A 20,686-nucleotide genomic window follows, 5' to 3' on the forward strand; every position below is an offset into this window, starting at 1 on the left:
AAAAGAATGCCACCCTAGAAAAAAGGCAGCATTCTTGTTCCAATAGCCCTTTCAAAATCCGGTTTTTTACTCGTTTTCTTCAACGGCTCCCGCTGTATCCTCGACGATTTGCTCGGCTGAACCAATCGTATCTACAACCGGTGGAGCTGCTTTCTTGCGAGGAGTTCCCGATAACCCGATCTTCTCATCGTATGCATCGAAGATTTTACGAGCGATCGGTGCTGCTCCCCAGCCCCCGTAACCGCCATCTGGAACAATGACTGCAACGGCAAGCTTTGGCTTTTCGGCGGGAGCGTACGCTATGAAAACAGCATTTTCCACTCTTTTGCGATTTCCAACATCCTGCTGGGATGTTCCGGTTTTTCTACGAAAAGTGTAAGGGACGCCTTCAAACCCTTGAACGTTAACCTTGGACATTCCAAATTCAACCGCTTCCCAGAATGAATCCGGATAATCCACAGTATTCAGTACTTCAGCCTGATAAGGCTGTGTTACGTTTCCGTTAACATCCTTGATTTCGTTAACGAACTGAGGCTTCATTCTTTTCCCTCGGTTTGCCAGCATCGCAGTATATTGAGCAAGCTGCAATGCCGTATATTTGCCTTGTTGGCCCCATGAAGAATAGATTAGTGCTGATTGCATACTCGCGTTCTTCGCCTCATGGAAGTATTCGACAACTCCTGCCGATTCACTCGGCAGGCCGCTTCCCGTTGTAATGCCGAGACCGAACTGCTTCATATAGCTGTCCCATATCTCTACACCGTCTTTTGGGTTTCGCATGTACAGTTCATTACCGACCATCGCGGACATAAATGCATTCGAAGATTTGGCAATCGCTGTTGCGGGAGTAAGACTTCCATTAATCGCATTGCTTGCATTTCGAACTTTGACTTCATAACCCTTGCGTCCGAATTCGAAATAACCAATATCTCTATACGTGGTCTGTGTCGTGAACAGCTTCTCACTCAAGCCGACTAGTATAGAGAGCGGCTTCTGTGTGGAGCCCAAATAGACGAACGAGGAAGGATGGTTTCTACGCTCCTTATCATCCTCATAAGGAGCTTGAGCTTCCCTTATCGTGCCGTTATACATAAAAAACTGGATTTCATCCAAATCCTTCTTGCTAATACCGCCTTGCCAGACGCTTGGGTCATAATCCGGCATGCTTGCCATGGCAACAACCTTTCCCGTCTCAACCTCCATGGCAACAGCATACCCTGTCGAAGCTGGTGCTTTTTCAAATTTGTTCGTTGAATTATTGATTTTATGGATATGATCCGTTATCGCTTTTTGCGTGGCTAGTTGTATGTCCTTGTTAATGGTTAGAAATAAATTTTCACCTTTAATCGGCTTCGTCAGCTTCATGGGGCCAATAATCTGGCTTTGATTGTTTACCGGATATTCCTTAACGCCATTGCGGCCGCGCAGCTCATCCTGGTACATCAATTCAAGTCCGTCAAAGCCGACTTCCTCTGAATCCAAGTACGTGAGCGTACTGTCCGTCTGGTCTATATTGATTTCCTTATATTTATCTAATACCGTTGCGCCCTTCAGTTTCTTCATGTATCCAACAAGCTGTACGGCAACTTGATCCGGGTTGTATTGGCGAATGCTTTCCTCAACAACGTCAATTCCCTTAAATTGCTCCCGGTGCTCGGAGAAGTAAGCTACCTCTTCCCTGGTCAATCCCGACTTAATCCGCCGCGGCTGATAAGGCAAGCTTACTCTCCCATTAAAGTCCATATCGTCGTATACATCATTTGCAGTTATCGGTTTTTCCGTCTTGAGCCCATATTCGTTAAACACTTCGACAATACTGGCTGCCAGCGCACGCCCTTCTTCCTCTTCTACTCTTGTATCCAATGTATAATACAACGATTGCGTAGATGTAGAATATGCAATTTCACTGCCCTCTGAGTCATAGATGTTGCCTCGAATGGGAGGTACAGACACTTTCTTGGTGCCATTATTATGCTCTTTTTCCTTCAAGGACGGCCCTTCGACGAATTGCAGAAATGCCAATCTAACAATTAATAAGGAAAAAACAAAAAAAGTAACAAAGAAGAAGACATTCAATCGAAAGCTGAAATGCCTCCGATTCCTTAATTCACGTTTCTGGGCTTCTTCAGTCAAGGTATTGCTCACCCGTTCATCCCTCCTTGCCGTATATGTGTATCGGAGAAGCCGGGGGAATCAAACCAATTGCCCGACCTTGCCCATGTTGAATCCAACGGCACCCAACGCTGCTGCTTCGCCAAATAAACCTCGTTCCAAGCATGCGGCCCATATCCGCCTCGTCCGTTATACCCGAGTCCTGTAACTACCTTTACATCCAGATCAACGGATCTGGCCATAGCTGCATACAACCGGGCATAATCGATGCAAACCCCGCGGCGCGTTGTGAAGGTATGCTCCGGATTCTGCTCCCGCCAATCCCCTTGCTCCTCATAGGCTCTAACCTTATCATGATCGTATTCGATTCGGCTGCCCACCCAATCGTACAAGGCTCGCGCTTTGGCCTCATCCCCGGATTGGCCTTCTGTAACCGAAATGGCCGCATTTACAATGTCAGCGGGGATATCCGCGTCGATGACATCATACCGACGCTGCCACAGCTGGTCTAACTCGTCCGTCATCGCTTGAGCGAACACCGGCAGCCGCTCCTCGAGAAGTGTTCCTGTAGCCGGACGTATAACTTGTGCTGCTACCTCGCGGTATAATCCCGATTGCTGAATATAATCCGTCATGGGACCTTGCGGCAACAAGGCGCAATAGGCGAACAGCACCGCCGTAAACAGTACTGCCCTGCCTGAACCAAGAGCGGTTCCAATAACGCCGCCAATCATTCGACTTACCGTCCCGCCGGTCGGCACGATAGCGAATGGAAACGAAATAACCGAAGCCATTATTCTTACTGCGAATCCGGTTAGTACTCGAATAATCATGTAGCATATTAGAAATAAAGCCGCGAATCGGAAAAGCGGCAAATCTCGCAAACCCGACATCACTGTATAACCGAATTGAGTAACGAACGATGCACCCGCGTCTGGGCGAATGATATTTTGTTCCGTTAGCCACTCCTGAAGATAAGATGATATTTTCGCGGCTGCCATTGCCGACAAGATCACCGAAATAACGGCAACAACTGCATTTACAAGAAAGAACAAGAGCTGTTTAGCGGAGCCGGACGCCCCCTGCCTGATCCCTTGAATCAAGGAGAACGCCACAACAATCAAGAGACTCCATGTTACCAGATTATTATCAAATATATTCCACTCGTTGCCGATCATCGTTCTCAGTTAGCCGCAGCGCGCGCTTGCACGACGAAGTCCCGCACCGCACCTTCCATTTTCCAAGTACCCAAGGGAGCACCTCGGAAAGAAACTGTCACTTCGCCGGAATTAGGAGTGCCCTTTAATTCTAAATTCGTTGTTTTTATCGAATAAGTGCCATCCTCGTTATTCACATAAGTTGCCTCGCCAGCTTCTCCGGCCATCGCTTTGATCGCCTGATCCTTCACCTCTGCAGACACCTTATCGCCAATTGCTCCGAGCTCATCCGTTACTTTATCGCGGATCTCGCCAATATCATCAATGCTGTAACCTCCGTAAGTCAAAATCGCAATAATAATGATAGCAACTAACACCCATTTCAATATCGTCTTGACCACTTTCATAATAACGAAAATTGCTACAATAGCAATGGCCACAATAACCCAATTTTCCTTTAAAAATTGGATCCAAGCGTCCGCATTGAAATTCATTATTTTCCCTCCAAGCATCATTTCATAGAAGCTTTATTTAGTACTCATTATACCGTAATGCTGTATACCCCGTAAACGACCGTCATAACCACGACTTAAGACACGTAAAAGTAGGATAAGCCGTAAATGCGGACGAGGGGTTATAACCCCGTAATGAGGAGGTGCCGGCCGATGAAAACTGCCGTCTGGCTTTATTTATTTTTGTTTGTTGCTTTTTTTGATTTACATGCCCAGTACCCGATGCTGACTCCCTTTGCCGTTTCAATGGGCGCAGCACCTTCATTCATCGGGCTTGTTATGGGAATGTATTCATTGACTCATCTGCCGGGTAATCTGATTGCGGGCTTCGCGGTTGACCGTTACGGCAGTCGCTTATTCATTGCAGCCAGCCTTACGGGAGCAGGGATTCTGCTGCTATTCCAAGCCCGAGTTACCGATCCTTGGCAGCTCCTATACATTCGCTCTATAAGCGGATTCGTATTAGCCTTCCTTTCACCAGCTTGTATGGCGCTGCTGGCAAGGCTTGCGAAGGACCACATCCAACAAGGAAAGCTAATGGCGGGCAACGGCCTCGTACATACGATAGCGTCTGTGGTTTCGCCGGCAGCAGGGGCATGGCTTGCGGCTTCGCTCGGGTTCAGCCATTCCTTCGAGATTCTAGGTTGGATTCTGCTCGTTACAGGGGTAATCTCACTCTGGTTTGTAAAGGAGCCCGCTAGAACACCGGAAGAAATCGCCGCAATGCAGAAGAAACCCGTAAAACTACCGAAAGCAGACGGCGAGGAGAAACAAGCAGCATCCGGTTTCCCTTGGTCCATCTTTGCCCTGCCGATAGGGCTTGCCTGTGCCCAAGGTATTCTTTCATTCGAATTACCTCTCCGGGGAACCGGAAGCGAAGCTATTATGACGACGGGCATCTTGTTCTCGATCGTTAGCTTAGGTGCTCTTGTTACATTAGGATTGTTATTCCTTAACCGTTATCTGCCATACTCCCGCACGATTATCGGCGTCTTACTGCTGGCAATCTGTTATTATGGCTTAGCTTCGGATTGGCCTTTACCCATATTTGTAATGTTGTTTATCATCGGAATGGCTAAGGGTGTCATCTTCCCTGCCATGACCTCTTTTCTGCTTCAGTTAAGCGGACCGTCAAGGTATGGAAGAACCTTCTCCTTGTTATCCATCTCCCTATCGATCGGCTCCTTCCTAGGACCCGTTACCGCAGGGGCAGTCAGGGACTATTTTTCTCCATACTTTCTTTCTTTCCTTGCGCTCATGATCGCTCTAGTTTTGTTGTTCCCGCGTTCGGCCTTCCGTGCGAATTGGCACCCAGACGCGTCTGCTCCGCCTGCTTCGGGCTCTTGAGGTGCTAATGCCAGCCTAATTGTCCATCCCCGGTACACTGCTTAGATGGGGCGCTTAGATAGATCGGCCCTTGGCAGCTATCGGGTTGTTTCCCGTGGTACAATATAGTAAAACACTTCATAAGCCTCGTCTTTGCCATTCTAAAATAGAGGAAGTACGCCATGCATGTTGCAATTATCGTCGAAGGAAAAAACGACAAAAGCCGTCTCTCTCGTGTGCTTTCCCCCGAAATTCCGATCCATTGTACGTTCGGCACACTTAACTCGAATCGAATTGAGACTCTGCGCAAAGCAGTCGGCAATCGCCACGTATACTTGTTCACCGATCCCGACTCCTCTGGACGTCGAATTCGGGGGGTTTTGCGAGACATTTTTCCTGATGCCGACCATATTTACACTCGCCCGGGCTACAGCGGAGTCGAAGGCACTCCTGTAGAGTACCTGATCCAGCAACTGGAGAAGGCTGGGCTGGAGGATTACATTCTTTATCCGGATCCCGCTGCGATTTGGCCTGTTGAGTAAAGTAGTACAATGGGGAATGAAAAACTAAGATATCCTCAAGCATGAGAATATAGCGTATAACCTGCTCATCATAACCTAGACTAGCTATACTTGATGTACTTTGATGTGCCCAGCGATGTCAGGCATCGTTACAGCTGCGAAATGAGTATTAGTACTCACGTTAACCAAACCGCACAAAAAAACGCACCAGCTGTGCGTTTTTTTGTTGTTCCTTATGGAATTAGAGCACGCTTTTAATCAATTTAGCCATGTCGCTAGGAGTTAGCTTCTCTCCGCCGTCGCCTGTCTCGATATAATCATTCGCGGAAATCCAGTCGCGGATTTGTCCATTCTTATCCATCAGCACAATTAAATTCATATGGCTAAAGTTGCCCTCCTTGTCTTTCTCGACAAGGATTTGATATTTGCGAGCGAGCGCAGCCGTTTCCTGCTCGTCCCCTCTTAGGAACTTCCAGCCGTTAGGATCCGCCTCGAAGCGCTCGGAATATTCCTTGAGAACCTCAGGCGTATCACGAGTTGGATCTATGCTCACGGAAAGAAACTGTACCTCGTCCCCGAACACTCCGTCTTCCTTAAGCTCATCTTGAACCTGCGACATGACAAAGGTCGTAGGCGGACATACGTCGGGACAATTAGCGAAGAAGAAATAGAGCAGGCGAGCTTTACCGTTTGTATTGCTAAGAGCAACTTCATTGCCCTCTATATCCGTATAAGAAAATTCTGTGCCTGGTCCTTGAACGGGAAGCTCGTCGGCTTTGCCATCTCTCATGAGAATATAAGCTCCCATCGCGATACATACAGCGAGCATGATCACAGAGTAACCATAGCGCCGTATCCACGAGCGTCCTTGTATTGGTTCATTCTTGGAACTATCCATTTAGGAATTACACCCCATTCGTATCCAATATCATCGTTAGAAACATAATCATCAGATAATTGATCGATATCATAAAGTCCGCTTTAGCCCATTTCTCGTCATCCTTTGCACGGAAGCCCGAAATCGCATGGACAAACCATACAACGGCGACACCAATCGATAAAATCAGGAAATAAATACCTGCATAATCATAAGTGTACATTAATATAGAGGCTGGAATGAGAAGTAAAATATACGGAAGCATCTGCCATTTCGTACGCGTTACCCCTTTGACAACGGGCAAAAGCGGATATCCCGCGGCTCTGTATTCTTCTTTGCGCCTAATCGCAAGCGACCAGAAATGAGCCGGCTGCCATAGGAACAACAAGGCGAACAGGATCCAAGCTCCTGCATCAATTTCATTCGTAACTGCGCAATAACCGATTACCGGCGGCATCGCACCGGAAATTCCCCCAACCGAGGTACTCCAGGTCGAGCTGCGTTTGAGCCACAGGGTATAGATTACTACATAAACAAACATCCCCAGAATGCCTAACCAGCCGGAGAGAGCATTCACCAAGGTAAACAGTACGATCAAGCCCACGACACCAAGAATAACTGCATATCCGAAAACAAAGCGTGGAGTCATCCTGTTCTGCGGAAGTGCGCGATCTCGGGTACGTTCCATCTTCATATCATGTTCGCGGTCTAAGTAATTATTGAAAACACAAGCGGAAGCCATGGTTAGCGCAGATCCAAGCAACATCCAAATCAAAGGCCATATCGCCAGGTCCCATTTGGATGCGACCCAATAACCACCGAAAGCCGCAATTAAATTCAAACGGATAATACGCGGCTTGGTAAGGGCCACAAGATCTTTAAACACAGTGTTCCTCCTTTATGCATAACGAAGCAGCATAACATGACGTATGTTCAATGATAACCCATATCTTCAATCAATGACAATGTTCGCTCCCCCGTGTTCATCAAATCGCCACCACCTGTGAACAAGGTGCGAACACACTTTAATATCCATTATTCCTGCTGTCACATAATTCGGGCACTTGAAATACACTGTATTGCGACAGTTGCCTAACGCAAATACGATTTCAGTGGGCGATATCGAAAAAAGGAAGGGTGGCTTGCGTATATTATGGCCGTCATCAAGGCAAGCAGCGAGGATGTCAAAATGTTGGCCCGACTCATACGTGCAGAAGCTGAAGGCGAAGGTGAGCTCGGTATGCTCATGGTTGGTAACGTTGGCGTAAACCGGGTGCGCAGCGGCTGTTTGGATTTCAAAAACATACGCTCTATTCCAAACATGGTGTACCAGTCACCCGGTGGCTTCGAGGCGGTACAGAAACCATACTTTTATCAAAAAGCCCGTGACAAGGAAGTTAGGCTCGCTCAGAGGGTTGTTAACGGAGAACGCCAGCATCCCGCTTCGAATGCCTTATGGTTCTTTCGCCCTGCAGGGGGTTGCCCCGGCACCTGGTACGACCAAACGAATACCGGCAGGTACAAGAAACATTGCTTCTTCGCACCTACCGCTCAAGATTGTCCCCAAGTTTACTAATTACAAGGAGGATTTACGATGTATAACAACAAAATGCCTTATCCGATGTATCCGCAAACTCAGGTCTCGCCCTTTAACTATCCAGGAGGTAATATGATGCCCGGTATGACGCCTGGCATGACGCCCGGTATGACGCCCGGTATGACGCCCGGTATGCCTGGCATGACAATGTTGCAAGGAACGATGCCGCCGCAAGTCCCAAGCGGCGCACCCATCACTCCAACCGGTGCGGTCGTTCCCGGATTGCCTGTACAGGAAGAGTCCTACGTTGAGAACATCCTGCGTATGAACCTTGGCAAAGTCGCTACATTATATATGACCTTTGAGAACAACTCCGAGTGGAACGCCAAAATATTCAAAGGCGTTCTAGAAGCGTCAGGCCGCGACCATATCATTATTAGCGATCCCTCTACAGGCAAAAGATATCTGCTGCTAATGCTAAACCTAGACTACATTACATTCGATGAGCCAATCAATTACACGCTTCCATTCGGCTCTATGCCTGCTCCCCGGTAACGAATACCGGGCTGAATATCCATATTCGGAGGCCTTCCCGGCCACCTTTGATCCATTGCTCCATCTCAAGCCAAGAACGCCCCTCGAGGCGTTCTTTTTCCTGAGCGGCAGCCTCTTCCTCCGAAGCTGCAGGCCATATTTCCACAAAAACGCCCGCTTGGCCCGTATTTTCCAAGAGCTCGGCACCCTGCCATCGCCCTGCATAAGACATAGCCCATTCGGTGAATGCAGCCCTATGCTGCTCTGGAATAAAATATTCACAAAAAACGATCATAGATCACACCTCTTCCTTCATATTTTTGCAGGCAGACGACCATACTGAAGCAGAAAGGAGCTGAGCTCAACATGGACACCGGCACGCACTTTGTGTTCGGCTTGGGGTTAGGTGGATTAGCAATGATCGATCCCGCCATTACTTCTCATACCTATGGCCCAATTGCCATACTTATCGGTACAGTCGTAGGCTCCAACGCACCGGACTTAGACGGTTTATTCAGATTCAAGAGCAATGCCGATTATATTAAAAACCATCGGGGATTGTCCCATTCTTTCCCTGCAATAGTAGGCTGGGCCGCCCTCATTACAGCTGTCATCTCCTTGTTATTCAGGGAAATTCCATGGTGGCACATTGGATTCTGGGTGTTGCTTTCAGTTGTTATCCACGTTTTTAGCGATATGTTCAATTCCTATGGCACACAAGCATACCGTCCCATCAGCCAACAATGGGTCGGATGGAACATTATCCATATTTTTGATCCGTTTATATTTTCCTCCCATTTACTTGCTATTGTTATATGGGTCACCGGCATTGCGGCACCACAAATCGTGTTTCCGGTTCTTTACATTCTGCTTATCCTATACTACTGCTGGCGTACACTTGTATATCGACAATTATCAAGGAAATTACCACAGCTAGACCCCGATGGTCAAAGCGGAGATCGCTATACTTTACTTCCTACCATATCCCTCAACCGGTGGAACGTCGTCCGTTTATCGAAGGATTGTACTTTCAGTGTCGGCGAATGGGATCATGGTAAGCTTAAATGGATCGACGTATTGAAATGCGATGTGCATCCCGCTATTGACGCTTCCAAGCAACAAAAGGATGTACAAGCCTTCCTCAGCGTAACCCCGTTTCCATGCGGCTCCGTGAAGCTGCAAACGTGGGGCTACGAGGTGCGCTGGGTCGATATTCGATATCGTTATCGGAGACAATATCCATTCGTCGCCGTTGTTCTGATGGATCTGTCGTTTGTCCCTATACAATCATATGTTGGATGGCTAAGCGATGAACGGTTGGAAAAAAGACTACGAATGAATACGTATTGACCAAAAAAAGCGGTGCAGTCCGGATTTCAATGCTGCCCGCTTGACGTTTGCCTTGTCTAAGCGCACAATATTAAAAGCCCGAGGGCTATCCTCGGGCTTTCGGTGCTGGACAAGGTTGTCCTTAGCGACCGGCTTGACCAGATTGACCAGACATTTGTTGCTCAGCGATTCTAACCAAATTCTTGGTAATATATCCCCCCAGCGAACCTGTTTCACGGGAAGTTACATTGCCGTAATATCCGTCTGACGGAATCTGAACACCCAGAGATTGAGCGGCTTCCACCTTCATGTTCTGCAATGCGTTTTTCGCTTGCGGAACAAGAATTTGGTTACGACCGCCACCGCCTTGATTCTGTGCCATGAGTAAAGTCTCCCTTCGCCTAGATGATTGGTTTGCAAGCTTGCCTAGTTAGTATGCTAGTTGCAAAGAAAATTATGCTTAGGGTTTACGATAAATCTTAACACTGGTTATACAACATGTATGGCTTGAGCAGAACACTATAGGAGGTGATATTATGAGCAAATCTCTTTCGCTTTTGTTTGCCGTCGTGGCAGTGGCTTTAATGGTCGCTACCGCTTTCTCCATTAATACGAATGGTTGGCTGGCTTTATCGTTCGGCATTCTGACGTGCATGGTCATCGTTGCCGGTTTCGTCATCAAAGCCAAGCAGATTAAGAAACTTCCGAATTCTTAACGAGCTGTCGGCAGGAACCCCATCGCATCCTTAACGCTGCGCAAGGTTTCTTCTGCAACCGCAGAAGCATGCTCTGCACCGTCTCGTAAGATCTTATGAATCTCGCCGGAAGCTCGAATGTCCGAATATTTGCTCTGCAACGGCTCCAAGGATTGTACGACGACTTCTGCCAAATCCTTCTTGAAAGCACCGTAGCCTTGCCCATCGTAAGCAGCTTGAACCTGTTCCAGCGTTTGGCCGGAGCATTGTGCGAAGATGGTCATTAGGTTACTGATTTCCGGTTTATTCTGTACGTCGAAAATAACTTCCCGTCCCAGATCCGTTTTGGCTCGGGATATTTTTTTGCGAATTTCATCGGGTGTGTCCAGAAGAGCTATGAAACTTCCAATGTTAGGGTTGCTCTTACTCATCTTTTTCGTGCCATCATCTAGTGACATGATTCTTGCTCCTACCTTCGGGATAAAAGGCTCGGGAATAACGAGCGTCTCACCGAAACGATAGTTAAAACGTCCAGCCAGGTCACGAGTAAGCTCCAAATGCTGCTTCTGATCGTCACCGACCGGAACCAAATTCGATTTGTACAAGAGAATATCTGCCGCCATAAGCGCCGGATAGACGAATAGTCCGGCACCTACCGCGTCTTTGCCCTCTGATTTGTCTTTGAATTGGGTCATTCGCTCTAGCTCACCCATGTAGGCCATCGTTGTCATTAACCAGCCTAGCTCTGCATGTGCTCGGACATGTGACTGCATGAAGATCGAGGCTTGCGTCGGATCCAGACCCGCTGCGACGAACAAGGCTGCGACGGATTCACTTTGCTCTCGAAGTGCAGCTGGTTCCTGAGGAACGGTTACCGCATGAAGATCAACTACCATATAGAAACAATCATGCTCATGCTGCAGTGCAACGAAATTTTTCATTGCGCCAATGTAATTACCGAGAGTCAGCTTGCCGCTTGGTTGAATACCGGACAGTACGCGTTGCTTGGTCATTAGAATACACTCCTTTTTTTTAAACATAAAAAAAGACTTCCTCCGCAAGGGACGAGAAAGCCGTGGTACCACCCTTATTCGTATCGCAACAGCTTCTTGCAATACCTTCAGTTCCGTTATCGGGGAACAGTCGGAGAGTATAGGACAATTACGAATGAGACTAAAGCACACTCGCATGACGTTTCGCTCTCAGCTCCAGGATCCATTCCGCAAGGGATGCGTACCGGCTTCCAGCAATCACCGGCTCTCTGGGAGCGCATCGTTCTCACGTACTTGTTCTCTTCATCGCCGAATATGACTTGATTGTAATTCATTATACCCCTCGCAAGCTCTTTGTCAACCGCTTGAGGATTACGGATTTCACCTGTATAATATCGATGTTCTTATATGCAATCGGTCAAGCATAGGCTATAATAATTGTATTGTCTTTTAATCGTAATAATTACTATATGGATGCAAGGAGTGAACCGGTGCTGAGTATACTATTCCGCTTAGTGACAGGTGCGGCTACGCTTGTTTGCGCAGCGCTGCTAGTCCTAATCTTTTTTGGCAGAGACGTCTCAGAGTGGAGCTTCGATTCCGCACGGCTGCAGAATTTCAAAATTATTTTTCTAAGCATTATCCTAGAGGCATTACCCTTCCTACTCATCGGAGTATTCATCTCCGCGCTATTGCAGGCGTTCGTATCGGACAATCTTATCCAGAAGCTCACTCCCCGCAATCCTATTGCCGGTACTCTTTTCGGCAGCTTATTGGGAATTGTGTTACCATTATGTGAATGCGGTATGATTCCTATTGTACGCAGATTAATCCGCAAAGGCTTACCCGCTTACATCGGTATTGTCTATATTGTTGCCGGGCCGATTATCAACCCCATTGTTTTCGGTGCAACCTTTGCCGCATTTCGGACTAACAAGGAGCTGGCTTATTCCCGCTTCTATCTCGCTTTCCTAGTGTCCATCGCCTTGGGTCTTATCTTGTATTATTTCATGAAAAAAAGTCCTCTAAAGCCTGAAAATAGCGTGAATGAACAAGTACATAACCATCATCACGATCATTCTCATGGCCACAAGCATCCTCATGTACACATGCATGAGCACAATCACGAAGGCAACTGGGTTAAGAAGATGGCCGATACACCTGGACATGCCGCCGAAGAATTTTTCGATATGGGTAAATTCCTGATTCTGGGTTCCTTTATTACCGCTTTGTTACAAACCTTTATCTCTCGGGAGTCCTTTGCGGCGGTTGCTGACCATGAGCTTGTTTCTCACTTTTTCATGATGGGATTTGCCTACGTACTATCGCTTTGCTCCACCTCGGACGCCTTTGTCGCAGCCTCATTTACCAGCATGTTCCCACCTGCTGCGCTGCTGTCCTTCTTAGTGTTTGGTCCAATGATTGATTTGAAAAACACATTCATGATGCTTGCTGTGTTCCGCAAAAGGTTCGTCCTTAAATTCAGTCTGTTGATCGCCATTCTCGTGCTGGTCGGCTCTATCCTATTCGATCGGCTCGGACTCGTATAAGAAAGGGGAGAAATCCACTTGGAAAGAAACTCTGCCGCTGCGGCAATCCATTATTTAGTTAGAGCTGTTCTATTAGCAGGTTTCGCATTCTATATCGTCTATCTTGTTCGAACAGGGAGTCTAAATCTGTATATTGCAGAGCGAATGCAGCTCATCGTGAAACTGTCGGCCCTTGGGTTATATGTTGTTGCCGCTCAACAATTCTACTTGGCGATTCGATCCTGGTTCAATCGCAGCACCAATGCAGCTTCCTGCGACTGTAATCATGAGATGCCGTCAACTTGGGCGAGAAGCTTACTCTTGTACGGATGGTTTGCCCTCCCGCTCGTACTTGGATTTACGTTGCCTGATGGACTGTTAGGCAGCAGCATGGCTTCAGCCAAAGGCGTTCAGTTCGCGCCCCAACAAATCGTTAAGCCGTTCGCGGCGCCTCCTGCCGATACTTTAGTGTCGGAGCCGGAGGAAACCGAAGCAGCGCTCGACAGCAATCGGGGCCAACTGGACAACGATAGCTCTGAGTCCACGGCTGAAGCCTCAACACCGACTTCGGAAACCAGGGACTATGAAGAGGATGCCCTTGACCTTTTGTTCCCTGCGGATTCATTCACAGAAAGCTATGCCAAATTCGGCAGGACGCTGGTTAAACAGGAACTCGTGAAAGTTGAAGAAAAGCAATTTATTGAAACCCTAACGACCATTGACTTGTTTCGAACAGCTTTTATAGGTAAGACAATTCAAATCAGCGGCTTCGTATACCGTGAGAATACCATGGGAGCACAGCAATTCGGAGTAAGTCGATTCGCCATTAACTGTTGCTCTGCGGATGCTTCCCCATACGGTGTTATGGTGAAATTCGGCAGGGCAAACACTTTAGAAACCGATGAATGGGTTACCGTAACCGGGAAACTGGAAACAACGATGTACAATGACATTGAGATTATCCAAATCAACGTCAATAAGGTTGTGAAGATTACGCCGCCGGATGAGCCTTATGTGTCTCCGGATTTAGACTTTGGATTGGAATAACAAGAACTTTAACGTTGAAGAGCCAGCAAGCTCGACCCGAGCTTGCTGGCTCTTCATTATGTAAAACCTCTTTTAGTTAGAAGCTTCTCTGCGATTTCTGCTCTTAGGTGAGAACCGGAACATCAGGTTGGCCATGTTGTAATTGGACTCAAATTGCACGCTCACGTAAACCTGGTCTTGTTTCAATACAAAGTCGTATGAAATTTCCCCATGTGTCCACCCATTCTTGTGGCGAAGGGCTTCTACGGCTAATCGTCGCAGATTCTGAACCTGTGCAGCGGTCATTCCATGAGTACCTCTGTCAGAATTACCGCAGTCAACTGGCAAGTGACGAATGCCAAATCTGCCAACCGCATCATTACGGATTTGAATTACGATCGTACCTGCGGTAAGCCCTCTCAATTCTCCACTCAATTGCTCCAATACCACATCCACTTGCCGAGCTAATGGAATCTGCTCTAAGGTCATTATTTTCCTCCTTTGTACTTTCGTATCCTAATATCTAGGTATTATCACTTACGACTTCAGGCTCATTATAATGGAATTTTCTGATTATTTCAATGATTTTGTCTATCTATGGAGAAAAATGTAATTCCCTCCTTGATTGGGCAGGAACGGTTGATTCATTCCATGCATAATGCAGAAAACAGCTCAACATCCGCAACGACACGAGTAACGGCATCTTTCCAGAATTGAGGCTCGTCAAGCGCGACTCCAAGATGGTGCGAGGCCAATTGCTCAACTGTCATAACCCCTGTGTCCCGCAGCAACTGGTCATATTTTTCACTGAAGGAAGCTCCTTCCCTCTCTGCAACCGCAACCAATCCAGTGCTGAATAAGTAGCCGAATGTATAAGGGAAATTGTAGAACGGAACATCCGTTAAGTAAAAATGCAGCTTTGCAGCCCAGAAATGAGGATGCCAGGTTCCCAGAGCATCTCCGAAAGCTTCCTTCTGCGCTTGCAGCATCCATTCATTTAATTCAGCTGTCTCCAACATTCCTGAGGATCTGCGATTATAGAATCGGGTTTCGAACAGAAATCTGGCGCGAATGTTCATACAGAATGCTACTGCACGCTGCAGACGATCATCCAATATAGCTAACTTCTCCTCGTCGCTATCCGCTCTGCGCAGCAGCGCATCACTAACAAGTGCCTCAGCGAATGTAGATGCAGTCTCAGCGACATTCATGGCATACTCTTGAGCAAGAGGCGGCAATTCTTTGACTAATGCTCCATGATAGGCATGACCAAGCTCATGTGCCAAAGTAGAGACATTACTAGCTGTTCCTGAGTAAGTCATAAATATCCGACTCTGACGACTTAGAGGAAAACTGGTGCAGAAACCTCCTGGCCGTTTCCCCTTGCGGTCCTCTGCTTCTATCCATCGATCATTGAAAGCCTTCTGCGCAAGCTTCGCCATGCTCGGCGAAAATTGCGCGAAGGCATCCGTTATTAACTCAGCCGCTTCATGATAGGGAATCGTAGCCTGACTCGTCGCGATCGGAGCATTGACATCATGCCATGACAGCTTTTCTTTGCCGAAGCGATTCGCCTTAAGCTTCAAATATCTCTTGAGCGGCTCCATTCCTTCTTCTACCGCATTCCACATCGCGTCCAAGGTGTTGCGGCTCATTCGATTGATTCGGAGCGGTTCACTCAAAGGATCGCTCCAGCCTCTCATCCCGTAAAGCTTAAGACGGAAGCCAGCCAATCGATTCAAGGCATCCGAGCACAAATCAGCCTGGCCGGCCCATGCGTCTTCCCATAGTGAAGACATCCGTTCCCGGACTGCCGGATCTGGATGATCCAGCTTATTGTCTGCTTGACCGACAGATAGAGCAATTGTTGCGCCATCTTCCTCCCAGGGTATAGAAATACGCCCGACTATCGTGTTATAGTGCTCTCCCCAGCCATGATAACCGTCAACCGCAAGTTCACTAGCAACACCCTCTAATACGGGCGGCAGCTTATCCCTTGCAGCTTCACGGCGTTCATTAAGAGAGAACAAGACGGGTGCCAGCTTAGGCTGTTTGCTCCAATCATTGAAGAGTTCCTCCGGCATAGAAGATAACTTAGCATCATACAAGTCCAATGCTTGCCGATAACGAGCGGACAAGATCTGAATTCTCTCCGTCCAGGCAACCGCGCGCTTGTCGCTCACTTGTTGAGAGGTTAAGCAGGATACGAAGGAATCTGCTTCCCTCAATCTGGCTAAAACATCCTGAATCTTATCTGTCCATATCGTCAACTGTTCATTCCCCGAAGCGGTCTCTCCCGCTTCCTGAAGCTCCTTCAGCAATCCCATAACGAGCTTGTCGGATTCCTCAACAAAAACGTTAAATACAGGTGAAGAAGATCCGCCATTAAATAGCGACTCCAGGTTCCAGATCAAGGAATATTGTTGTTTTATCATTGCTTCTCTCCATTTCCATTGCACTTGTCCGGTACCCTGTTGTATGTTTATATACGTGAAAGGGGTGCCTGGTTGTGATTCCGTTTCGTAACAGCTTACCTTACGATATCATCATGAATGAAGTTTATGTACAAGAATGTCCGTTTTGCGAGCAAAGCCAAGTGCTTGTTCCACTGAAGCCAGCCGATATTAAGAGTATGTACGGAGGCGCCCGAAAAATTACACTGGTATTCCCATGCTGCCATAGTACTTTGCGACTTATCGATGCTGACCAAGATTATTTGCTTTCTAACCGTCCCGTTCGTCGTAAAGCATAAGGACACAGGGCTGTCCTAGGATCCGCTCTGCTGCATTTCCTCAGGCAGCTCCAAGCCTTGTCCTGTCATTTCTGCACGTATATTCTGCCATTGCTCTCGAGAGGCACGTATCATAGCTGCATCCACAATTTTCTTATCTTGGATAACTCTTCCGAACCATCTCACCGCTTGATTAAATTCACCCAGCCGGCGGTTCAAATCTCCGATCAAGAACATTAAACGAGCGTTGCTAAGGGAATCTGTCTCCGTCTCATATACTCGCACATAGGCATCTAAAGCGAATTTCAGGAAGCGGTTCTCTTGCTCTTGCTTTCCATCGTAACGGTACAACCATGCGATATGATGCAATAAAGCGGCAATTACACGATCCTTCTCTCCGATAGCTTGAGCGGTTAGGAGAGAAAGCTTATAGCATTCCATTGCCTCGGTTTCTCCTCGCTCCATTCCATAATCTCGGTGTTTCCACTGATTTCCCAATTTCTCGTAATAGGCGGCTTTTTGCTTCTCGCTCAGACTCTCCTTGAAGTTCTCCGTTGCCGCGAAGCCGCAGAAGGGACATATCCTTACAACATAATAATCAGGATTGATTGTTTTGTAATAGGAGCAAAAGTCGGTATCCGTTTTGTATGCTTTCTTTAAGCTGGGTCTCACACGTGATGTCTGATAGTTCGATTCACAGCAAAGACATTGGACTTTAATTTGATAAAGAGGCTCCATGATATTATTCTCCTTCTAGGATGGGTCTGTATTAACAAAATGATGAGCAGGTCCTGATAGACGTACGAGCAACAGTTCCTGCAGCGGCTTTGGAATTGTTGTTTCCGCAAGTGCGGCTGACATACATGCTAACCAGGCTTCTGCTCTCTCTGGAGTTATAGGGAATGGCAAGTGCCTTGCTCTCATCATGGGATGGCCGTATTGATCAGAATAGAGTGAAGGTCCTCCTAGAAACTGAGTCAGGAACAAATATTGTTTCTCCATCACAGGATCGATGTCCTTAGGAAAAAGAGGCGAAAGTAAAGGATGCGCTTGGACCTTCGGATAAAATTTAGTTACGATATCGCGGATTGCATCCGCTCCTCCGATGTCCTCGTAAAGATCGGCGTAGCTGGACAAATTGTACCTCCTATTATGAGAATCTGGAGTGATTGTTCCTCCTCCATGAATCATCCTTTGATTTGGGTAGCAGGTCCTATAAGGGACATGCTTTTGCATGCCTATTATACCACACAGGAAGAGATTAACAGTTATATAAAAGCAAAAATCGCCCCAAAAAGGGGCGATCAAAATCGACAAAAGCCGACACCGGAAAATATGGATACTACATTTCTTCTTCAGTTCTAACTAATGACTCACGAATGACATATACGAAAGCGCATACAAGCAGTCCTGCAACGATTCCCGCCATTCTCATCACTCCAGCTCAGATGATTTTGACTAACAACTTCCTTCGTTATTTCTTAGTCCTATTGTAGCATATAACCGGACAAATTTCACGCTATTTTTGTAAACGGTTTCATTAAAAATGTGTACCTTTTTTTGTCATCGGAAAGTTTGTTCTTTGTCTCACATATATTGGGACAAGAGGGCTTCTGGATTGGAGGAACTAAATTGAGTGATTTATACAACAAACCAGCTTTCTCGACCCGCTGGTACACGTTATCTAGTGTAGTTGGGATCGGTGGAGCTTCATTATTTATAGGTTTTTTGGCAATAGCAGATCCGCAAGTCGCTCTCCAGGCTTCTCTCCGCGGCGTTTCCGTATGGTGGGAGGTTCTCTTTCCGGCATTGTTTCCTTTTTTTGTATTGTCTGAGCTGCTGCTCGGATTTGGTATCGTTCATCTAGCAGGCACTTTACTCGATCCCTTCATGCGCCCCTTATTCCGTCTCCCCGGCGTTGGAGGCTTCATTGTCGCATTGGGATTTGCATCGGGTTATCCCGTGGGCGCTCGCTTAACCTCCCGCTTGATGGAGCAGAAGCTAGTCACTAGAAATGAAGGTGAACGTCTCGTTGCGATGACAACGACCAGCGATCCTATTTTCCTTATCGGCGCCGTATGCATCGGTTTTTTCGGAAGCTTGCAGCCCGCTCCTATTCTGGCTGTCGGTCACTATGGCGGAGCGTTACTGATCGGTATTGTTTCCCGCTTTTGGAGTCCGATTCAGTCCCATACCGGAGATGAAAAGCCTGTTAACTACAGCAGATTGCGGGCGGCATTATCCGCCATGCATCAAGCACGCATCGCGGATGGGCGTCCATTCGGACTGCTGCTGCAGCAATCCCTGCAATCCTCACTAACTTTAATGATGATTGTAGGCGGTTTAGTTGTTTTCTTCTCAGCAACGTTAGAGCTGTTGGTGCAAAGCGGACTTTTAGCCATGTTGCGTGATATGACATCGAGAGGATTACATATATTCGGATTATCTCCGAATCTATCCCCGTCCTTTGTTAAAGGCATATTCGAGGTGACCCTTGGCGCCAAAGCCGCAGCAGCGGATACAGCCATTCCTCTGGTACATCGGGTCGCGGCAGCTGGTTTCGTCCTCTCTTGGGCAGGACTGTCCGTTCACGCACAGGTTGCTGGACTCATGAGCCGTACCGACTGGCGGTACCTATCCTTTGCAAGAGCCCGGCTGATGCATGGGCTTATCGCAATGCTGCTCATTTATTTATTATGGCCTCTATTTAATCAAGCAAGCATGATGAGTTTACCTGTATTTACATCCTATATTCCCGTTTGCAATCATGCCTCAATCCCATTAACTGCATGGCTTCCTCTTCTGTCGCTAACTATTCTTGCACTTATCGTCGCAGCGGGAACTGTGGTCATAGGTATTGGTAAATGGTTCAGATGACATTAAGTCGAGTGGAGCATTGTATTCCCTACCGTTATTGTTTATTATCGAATCAGTGATCAAACGGACAATGCCGTCCAAAATGAATGATTAGATAAGGTTTTTTTGGAAGGAGCGGCTAGAGTTGAATTATGCACTGCTTGACCGGGGAGACCGATTATCCCGGGAACTATCGAAGAAATTTCAAACATTAGCAAGTGCCAGAGGATTCACGGTCAATGAGAAATCACCGGATATTGTCTTATCAATCGGCGGAGACGGCACACTCCTTCAGGCCTTTCATCGATTTAAGGAGCAGATTGAGGAAGTTGCTTTTATCGGAATTCACACAGGACATCTCGGATTCTACGCGGATTGGAAGAAGGACGAGCTGTCCGAATTATTAGACTTAATGGTAACCTCGCAGCCCGGTAGAGTTCAATATCCTTTACTGCATATTGATATTACGACCCGGACAGGCACCTCCGAATATCTGGCACTTAACGAATTTACGTTGAAGAGCGTTGATGGTACGCTGGTTGCTGCGCTTCATATTAATGACGAGCCGTTCGAGATGTTTCGCGGGGACGGTATCGTCATCTCTACACCTTCGGGCAGTACGGGATACAACAAGAGTCTTGGCGGAGCTGTTATCCATCCTTTTCTCGAAGCCTTGCAGATCGCGGAGATTGCTTCGATAAACAATCGCGTTTATCGGACGCTAGGCTCTTCTGTGATTCTTCCGAAGCATCATCATTGTGATATTATCCCCGACCCTGAGGAGGAGCTGTTCATCGGCATTGACCATCTCGTTATGCAGATGTCCGATGTTCAATCCATTACTTGCAGGGTATCAGAGAAAAAAGTGACTTTCGCAAGGTATCGCCCTTTTCCGTTCTGGAACCGCGTTAGAGAAGCTTTCATTGGATCTGGTAATCATTGAAGTTGGATC

General features: G+C 47.3%; 23 protein-coding genes. 11 read left to right on the forward strand and 12 right to left on the reverse strand.

Features of this window, described 5'->3' with window-relative positions; translation table 11 throughout:
* Positions 1-66: 66 nt before the first annotated feature.
* The 3 genes from ACESLK_RS14705 to ACESLK_RS14715 are packed head-to-tail and all read right to left on the reverse strand — an operon-like array spanning position 67 to position 3,763.
* The gene (locus ACESLK_RS14705) at positions 67-2,145 is read right to left on the reverse strand and encodes a peptidoglycan D,D-transpeptidase FtsI family protein (RefSeq protein ID WP_373230276.1); all 2,079 of its coding nucleotides are present in this window, start codon (positions 2,143-2,145) and stop codon (positions 67-69) included.
* Positions 2,142-3,290, reverse strand: a complete 1,149-nt coding sequence (locus ACESLK_RS14710; protein WP_373230277.1) for a transglutaminase domain-containing protein — start codon at positions 3,288-3,290, stop codon at positions 2,142-2,144. Before ACESLK_RS14710 ends, ACESLK_RS14705 begins: the two co-directional genes overlap by 4 nt.
* A 5-nt stretch (positions 3,291-3,295) precedes the next feature.
* Positions 3,296-3,763 carry a hypothetical protein gene (locus ACESLK_RS14715; RefSeq protein WP_373230278.1) on the reverse strand — a complete coding sequence of 156 codons (468 nt, stop codon included), beginning with the start codon at positions 3,761-3,763 and terminating at the stop codon, positions 3,296-3,298.
* 171 nt (positions 3,764-3,934) lie between these two features.
* Between ACESLK_RS14715 and ACESLK_RS14720 the strand changes: the two genes are divergently transcribed.
* Together ACESLK_RS14720 and ACESLK_RS14725 are read left to right on the forward strand one after the other, a co-directional pair.
* Positions 3,935-5,128 (forward strand): MFS transporter, encoded by a 1,194-nt coding sequence (locus ACESLK_RS14720; RefSeq protein WP_373230279.1) that lies wholly within the window; start codon positions 3,935-3,937, stop codon positions 5,126-5,128.
* A gap of 161 nt (positions 5,129-5,289) precedes the next feature.
* Entirely contained in the window at positions 5,290-5,649 is a 360-nt protein-coding gene (locus ACESLK_RS14725; RefSeq protein WP_373230280.1) for a ribonuclease M5, read from the forward strand.
* Between the two features lie 220 nt (positions 5,650-5,869).
* On the opposite strand, the gene ACESLK_RS14730 is transcribed toward ACESLK_RS14725, so the two are convergent.
* Both ACESLK_RS14730 and cyoE read right to left on the reverse strand, forming a co-directional pair.
* Positions 5,870-6,526, reverse strand: coding sequence for an SCO family protein (locus tag ACESLK_RS14730; protein ID WP_373230281.1), 657 nt, complete (start codon positions 6,524-6,526; stop codon positions 5,870-5,872).
* A 7-nt stretch (positions 6,527-6,533) separates the two neighbouring features.
* Positions 6,534-7,391: a heme o synthase gene (gene cyoE, locus ACESLK_RS14735; RefSeq protein WP_373230282.1), complete on the reverse strand. Its 858-nt coding sequence runs from the start codon at positions 7,389-7,391 to the stop codon at positions 6,534-6,536.
* Positions 7,392-7,658: 267 nt separating this feature from the next.
* Between cyoE and ACESLK_RS14740 the strand changes: the two genes are divergently transcribed.
* Positions 7,659-8,081, forward strand: a complete 423-nt coding sequence (locus ACESLK_RS14740) for a cell wall hydrolase (protein WP_373230283.1) — start codon at positions 7,659-7,661, stop codon at positions 8,079-8,081.
* Between the two features lie 18 nt (positions 8,082-8,099).
* A complete protein-coding gene (gene gerQ / locus ACESLK_RS14745; RefSeq protein WP_373230284.1) occupies positions 8,100-8,597 on the forward strand; it encodes a spore coat protein GerQ in 498 nt (165 codons plus the stop codon).
* On the opposite strand, the gene ACESLK_RS14750 is transcribed toward gerQ, so the two are convergent.
* Positions 8,578-8,871 (reverse strand): hypothetical protein, encoded by a 294-nt coding sequence (locus ACESLK_RS14750; protein WP_373230285.1) that lies wholly within the window; start codon positions 8,869-8,871, stop codon positions 8,578-8,580. The genes gerQ and ACESLK_RS14750 overlap by 20 nt on opposite strands.
* Before the next feature lie 71 nt (positions 8,872-8,942).
* On the opposite strand from ACESLK_RS14750, the gene ACESLK_RS14755 reads away from it, so the two are divergent.
* Positions 8,943-9,926 carry a metal-dependent hydrolase gene (locus ACESLK_RS14755; protein ID WP_373230286.1) on the forward strand — a complete coding sequence of 328 codons (984 nt, stop codon included), beginning with the start codon at positions 8,943-8,945 and terminating at the stop codon, positions 9,924-9,926.
* 121 nt (positions 9,927-10,047) lie between these two features.
* Here ACESLK_RS14755 and ACESLK_RS14760 read toward each other — a convergent pair whose 3' ends face one another.
* Positions 10,048-10,287 carry an alpha/beta-type small acid-soluble spore protein gene (locus ACESLK_RS14760; RefSeq protein ID WP_373230287.1) on the reverse strand — a complete coding sequence of 80 codons (240 nt, stop codon included), beginning with the start codon at positions 10,285-10,287 and terminating at the stop codon, positions 10,048-10,050.
* Positions 10,288-10,441: 154 nt separating this feature from the next.
* Here ACESLK_RS14760 and ACESLK_RS14765 point away from each other — a divergent pair, with 154 nt between their 5' ends.
* Complete coding sequence (locus tag ACESLK_RS14765; RefSeq protein WP_373230288.1) at positions 10,442-10,621, forward strand: hypothetical protein; 180 nt, start codon at positions 10,442-10,444, stop codon at positions 10,619-10,621.
* Here ACESLK_RS14765 and trpS read toward each other — a convergent pair.
* Complete coding sequence (gene trpS / locus ACESLK_RS14770; protein WP_373230289.1) at positions 10,618-11,613, reverse strand: tryptophan--tRNA ligase; 996 nt, start codon at positions 11,611-11,613, stop codon at positions 10,618-10,620. The two genes, ACESLK_RS14765 and trpS, sit on opposite strands and share 4 nt — an antisense overlap.
* Before the next feature lie 470 nt (positions 11,614-12,083).
* Between trpS and ACESLK_RS14775 the strand changes: the two genes are divergently transcribed.
* Both ACESLK_RS14775 and ACESLK_RS14780 read left to right on the forward strand, forming a co-directional pair.
* Positions 12,084-13,142, forward strand: a complete 1,059-nt coding sequence (locus tag ACESLK_RS14775) for a permease (RefSeq protein WP_373230290.1) — start codon at positions 12,084-12,086, stop codon at positions 13,140-13,142.
* 18 nt (positions 13,143-13,160) lie between these two features.
* Positions 13,161-14,168 carry a TIGR03943 family putative permease subunit gene (locus tag ACESLK_RS14780; RefSeq protein ID WP_373230291.1) on the forward strand — a complete coding sequence of 336 codons (1,008 nt, stop codon included), beginning with the start codon at positions 13,161-13,163 and terminating at the stop codon, positions 14,166-14,168.
* A gap of 72 nt (positions 14,169-14,240) precedes the next feature.
* Here the strand turns inward: ACESLK_RS14780 and ACESLK_RS14785 are convergent, their stop codons facing one another.
* Together ACESLK_RS14785 and ACESLK_RS14790 are read right to left on the reverse strand one after the other, a co-directional pair.
* On the reverse strand, positions 14,241-14,636 hold the full coding sequence (locus ACESLK_RS14785) for an O-methyltransferase (protein WP_373230292.1): 396 nt from the start codon (positions 14,634-14,636) through the stop codon (positions 14,241-14,243).
* Between the two features lie 155 nt (positions 14,637-14,791).
* Positions 14,792-16,582, reverse strand: coding sequence for a M3 family oligoendopeptidase (locus ACESLK_RS14790; RefSeq protein WP_373230293.1), 1,791 nt, complete (start codon positions 16,580-16,582; stop codon positions 14,792-14,794).
* 74 nt (positions 16,583-16,656) lie between these two features.
* Between ACESLK_RS14790 and ACESLK_RS14795 the strand changes: the two genes are divergently transcribed.
* A complete protein-coding gene (locus ACESLK_RS14795; protein ID WP_373230294.1) occupies positions 16,657-16,899 on the forward strand; it encodes a hypothetical protein in 243 nt (80 codons plus the stop codon).
* Positions 16,900-16,914: 15 nt separating this feature from the next.
* On the opposite strand, the gene ACESLK_RS14800 is transcribed toward ACESLK_RS14795, so the two are convergent.
* Together ACESLK_RS14800 and ACESLK_RS14805 are read right to left on the reverse strand one after the other, a co-directional pair.
* Positions 16,915-17,616 carry a DUF2225 domain-containing protein gene (locus ACESLK_RS14800; protein WP_373230295.1) on the reverse strand — a complete coding sequence of 234 codons (702 nt, stop codon included), beginning with the start codon at positions 17,614-17,616 and terminating at the stop codon, positions 16,915-16,917.
* Between the two features lie 15 nt (positions 17,617-17,631).
* Positions 17,632-18,015: a globin domain-containing protein gene (locus tag ACESLK_RS14805; protein WP_373230296.1), complete on the reverse strand. Its 384-nt coding sequence runs from the start codon at positions 18,013-18,015 to the stop codon at positions 17,632-17,634.
* 495 nt (positions 18,016-18,510) lie between these two features.
* Here ACESLK_RS14805 and ACESLK_RS14810 point away from each other — a divergent pair, with 495 nt between their 5' ends.
* Both ACESLK_RS14810 and ACESLK_RS14815 read left to right on the forward strand, forming a co-directional pair.
* Positions 18,511-19,755, forward strand: a complete 1,245-nt coding sequence (locus ACESLK_RS14810) for a nucleoside recognition domain-containing protein (RefSeq protein WP_373230297.1) — start codon at positions 18,511-18,513, stop codon at positions 19,753-19,755.
* Between the two features lie 124 nt (positions 19,756-19,879).
* Entirely contained in the window at positions 19,880-20,677 is a 798-nt protein-coding gene (locus ACESLK_RS14815) for an NAD kinase (protein WP_373230298.1), read from the forward strand.
* Positions 20,678-20,686 lie beyond the last annotated feature (9 nt).

Source organism: Cohnella sp. (assembly GCF_041640265.1).
GTDB lineage: Bacteria > Bacillota > Bacilli > Paenibacillales > Paenibacillaceae > Cohnella.

Coding starts and splice junctions, on each gene's coding strand:
- ACESLK_RS14710 (WP_373230277.1), bottom strand. CDS start 3,290: ATGATCGGCAACGAGTGGAATATATTTGATAATAATCTGGTAACATGG.
- ACESLK_RS14715 (WP_373230278.1), bottom strand. CDS start 3,763: ATGAATTTCAATGCGGACGCTTGGATCCAATTTTTAAAGGAAAATTGG.
- ACESLK_RS14720 (WP_373230279.1), top strand. CDS start 3,935: ATGAAAACTGCCGTCTGGCTTTATTTATTTTTGTTTGTTGCTTTTTTT.
- ACESLK_RS14725 (WP_373230280.1), top strand. CDS start 5,290: ATGCATGTTGCAATTATCGTCGAAGGAAAAAACGACAAAAGCCGTCTC.
- ACESLK_RS14730 (WP_373230281.1), bottom strand. CDS start 6,526: ATGGATAGTTCCAAGAATGAACCAATACAAGGACGCTCGTGGATACGG.
- ACESLK_RS14740 (WP_373230283.1), top strand. CDS start 7,659: ATGGCCGTCATCAAGGCAAGCAGCGAGGATGTCAAAATGTTGGCCCGA.
- gerQ (WP_373230284.1), top strand. CDS start 8,100: ATGTATAACAACAAAATGCCTTATCCGATGTATCCGCAAACTCAGGTC.
- ACESLK_RS14750 (WP_373230285.1), bottom strand. CDS start 8,871: ATGATCGTTTTTTGTGAATATTTTATTCCAGAGCAGCATAGGGCTGCA.
- ACESLK_RS14755 (WP_373230286.1), top strand. CDS start 8,943: ATGGACACCGGCACGCACTTTGTGTTCGGCTTGGGGTTAGGTGGATTA.
- ACESLK_RS14760 (WP_373230287.1), bottom strand. CDS start 10,287: ATGGCACAGAATCAAGGCGGTGGCGGTCGTAACCAAATTCTTGTTCCG.
- ACESLK_RS14765 (WP_373230288.1), top strand. CDS start 10,442: ATGAGCAAATCTCTTTCGCTTTTGTTTGCCGTCGTGGCAGTGGCTTTA.
- trpS (WP_373230289.1), bottom strand. CDS start 11,613: ATGACCAAGCAACGCGTACTGTCCGGTATTCAACCAAGCGGCAAGCTG.
- ACESLK_RS14785 (WP_373230292.1), bottom strand. CDS start 14,636: ATGACCTTAGAGCAGATTCCATTAGCTCGGCAAGTGGATGTGGTATTG.
- ACESLK_RS14790 (WP_373230293.1), bottom strand. CDS start 16,582: ATGATAAAACAACAATATTCCTTGATCTGGAACCTGGAGTCGCTATTT.
- ACESLK_RS14800 (WP_373230295.1), bottom strand. CDS start 17,616: ATGGAGCCTCTTTATCAAATTAAAGTCCAATGTCTTTGCTGTGAATCG.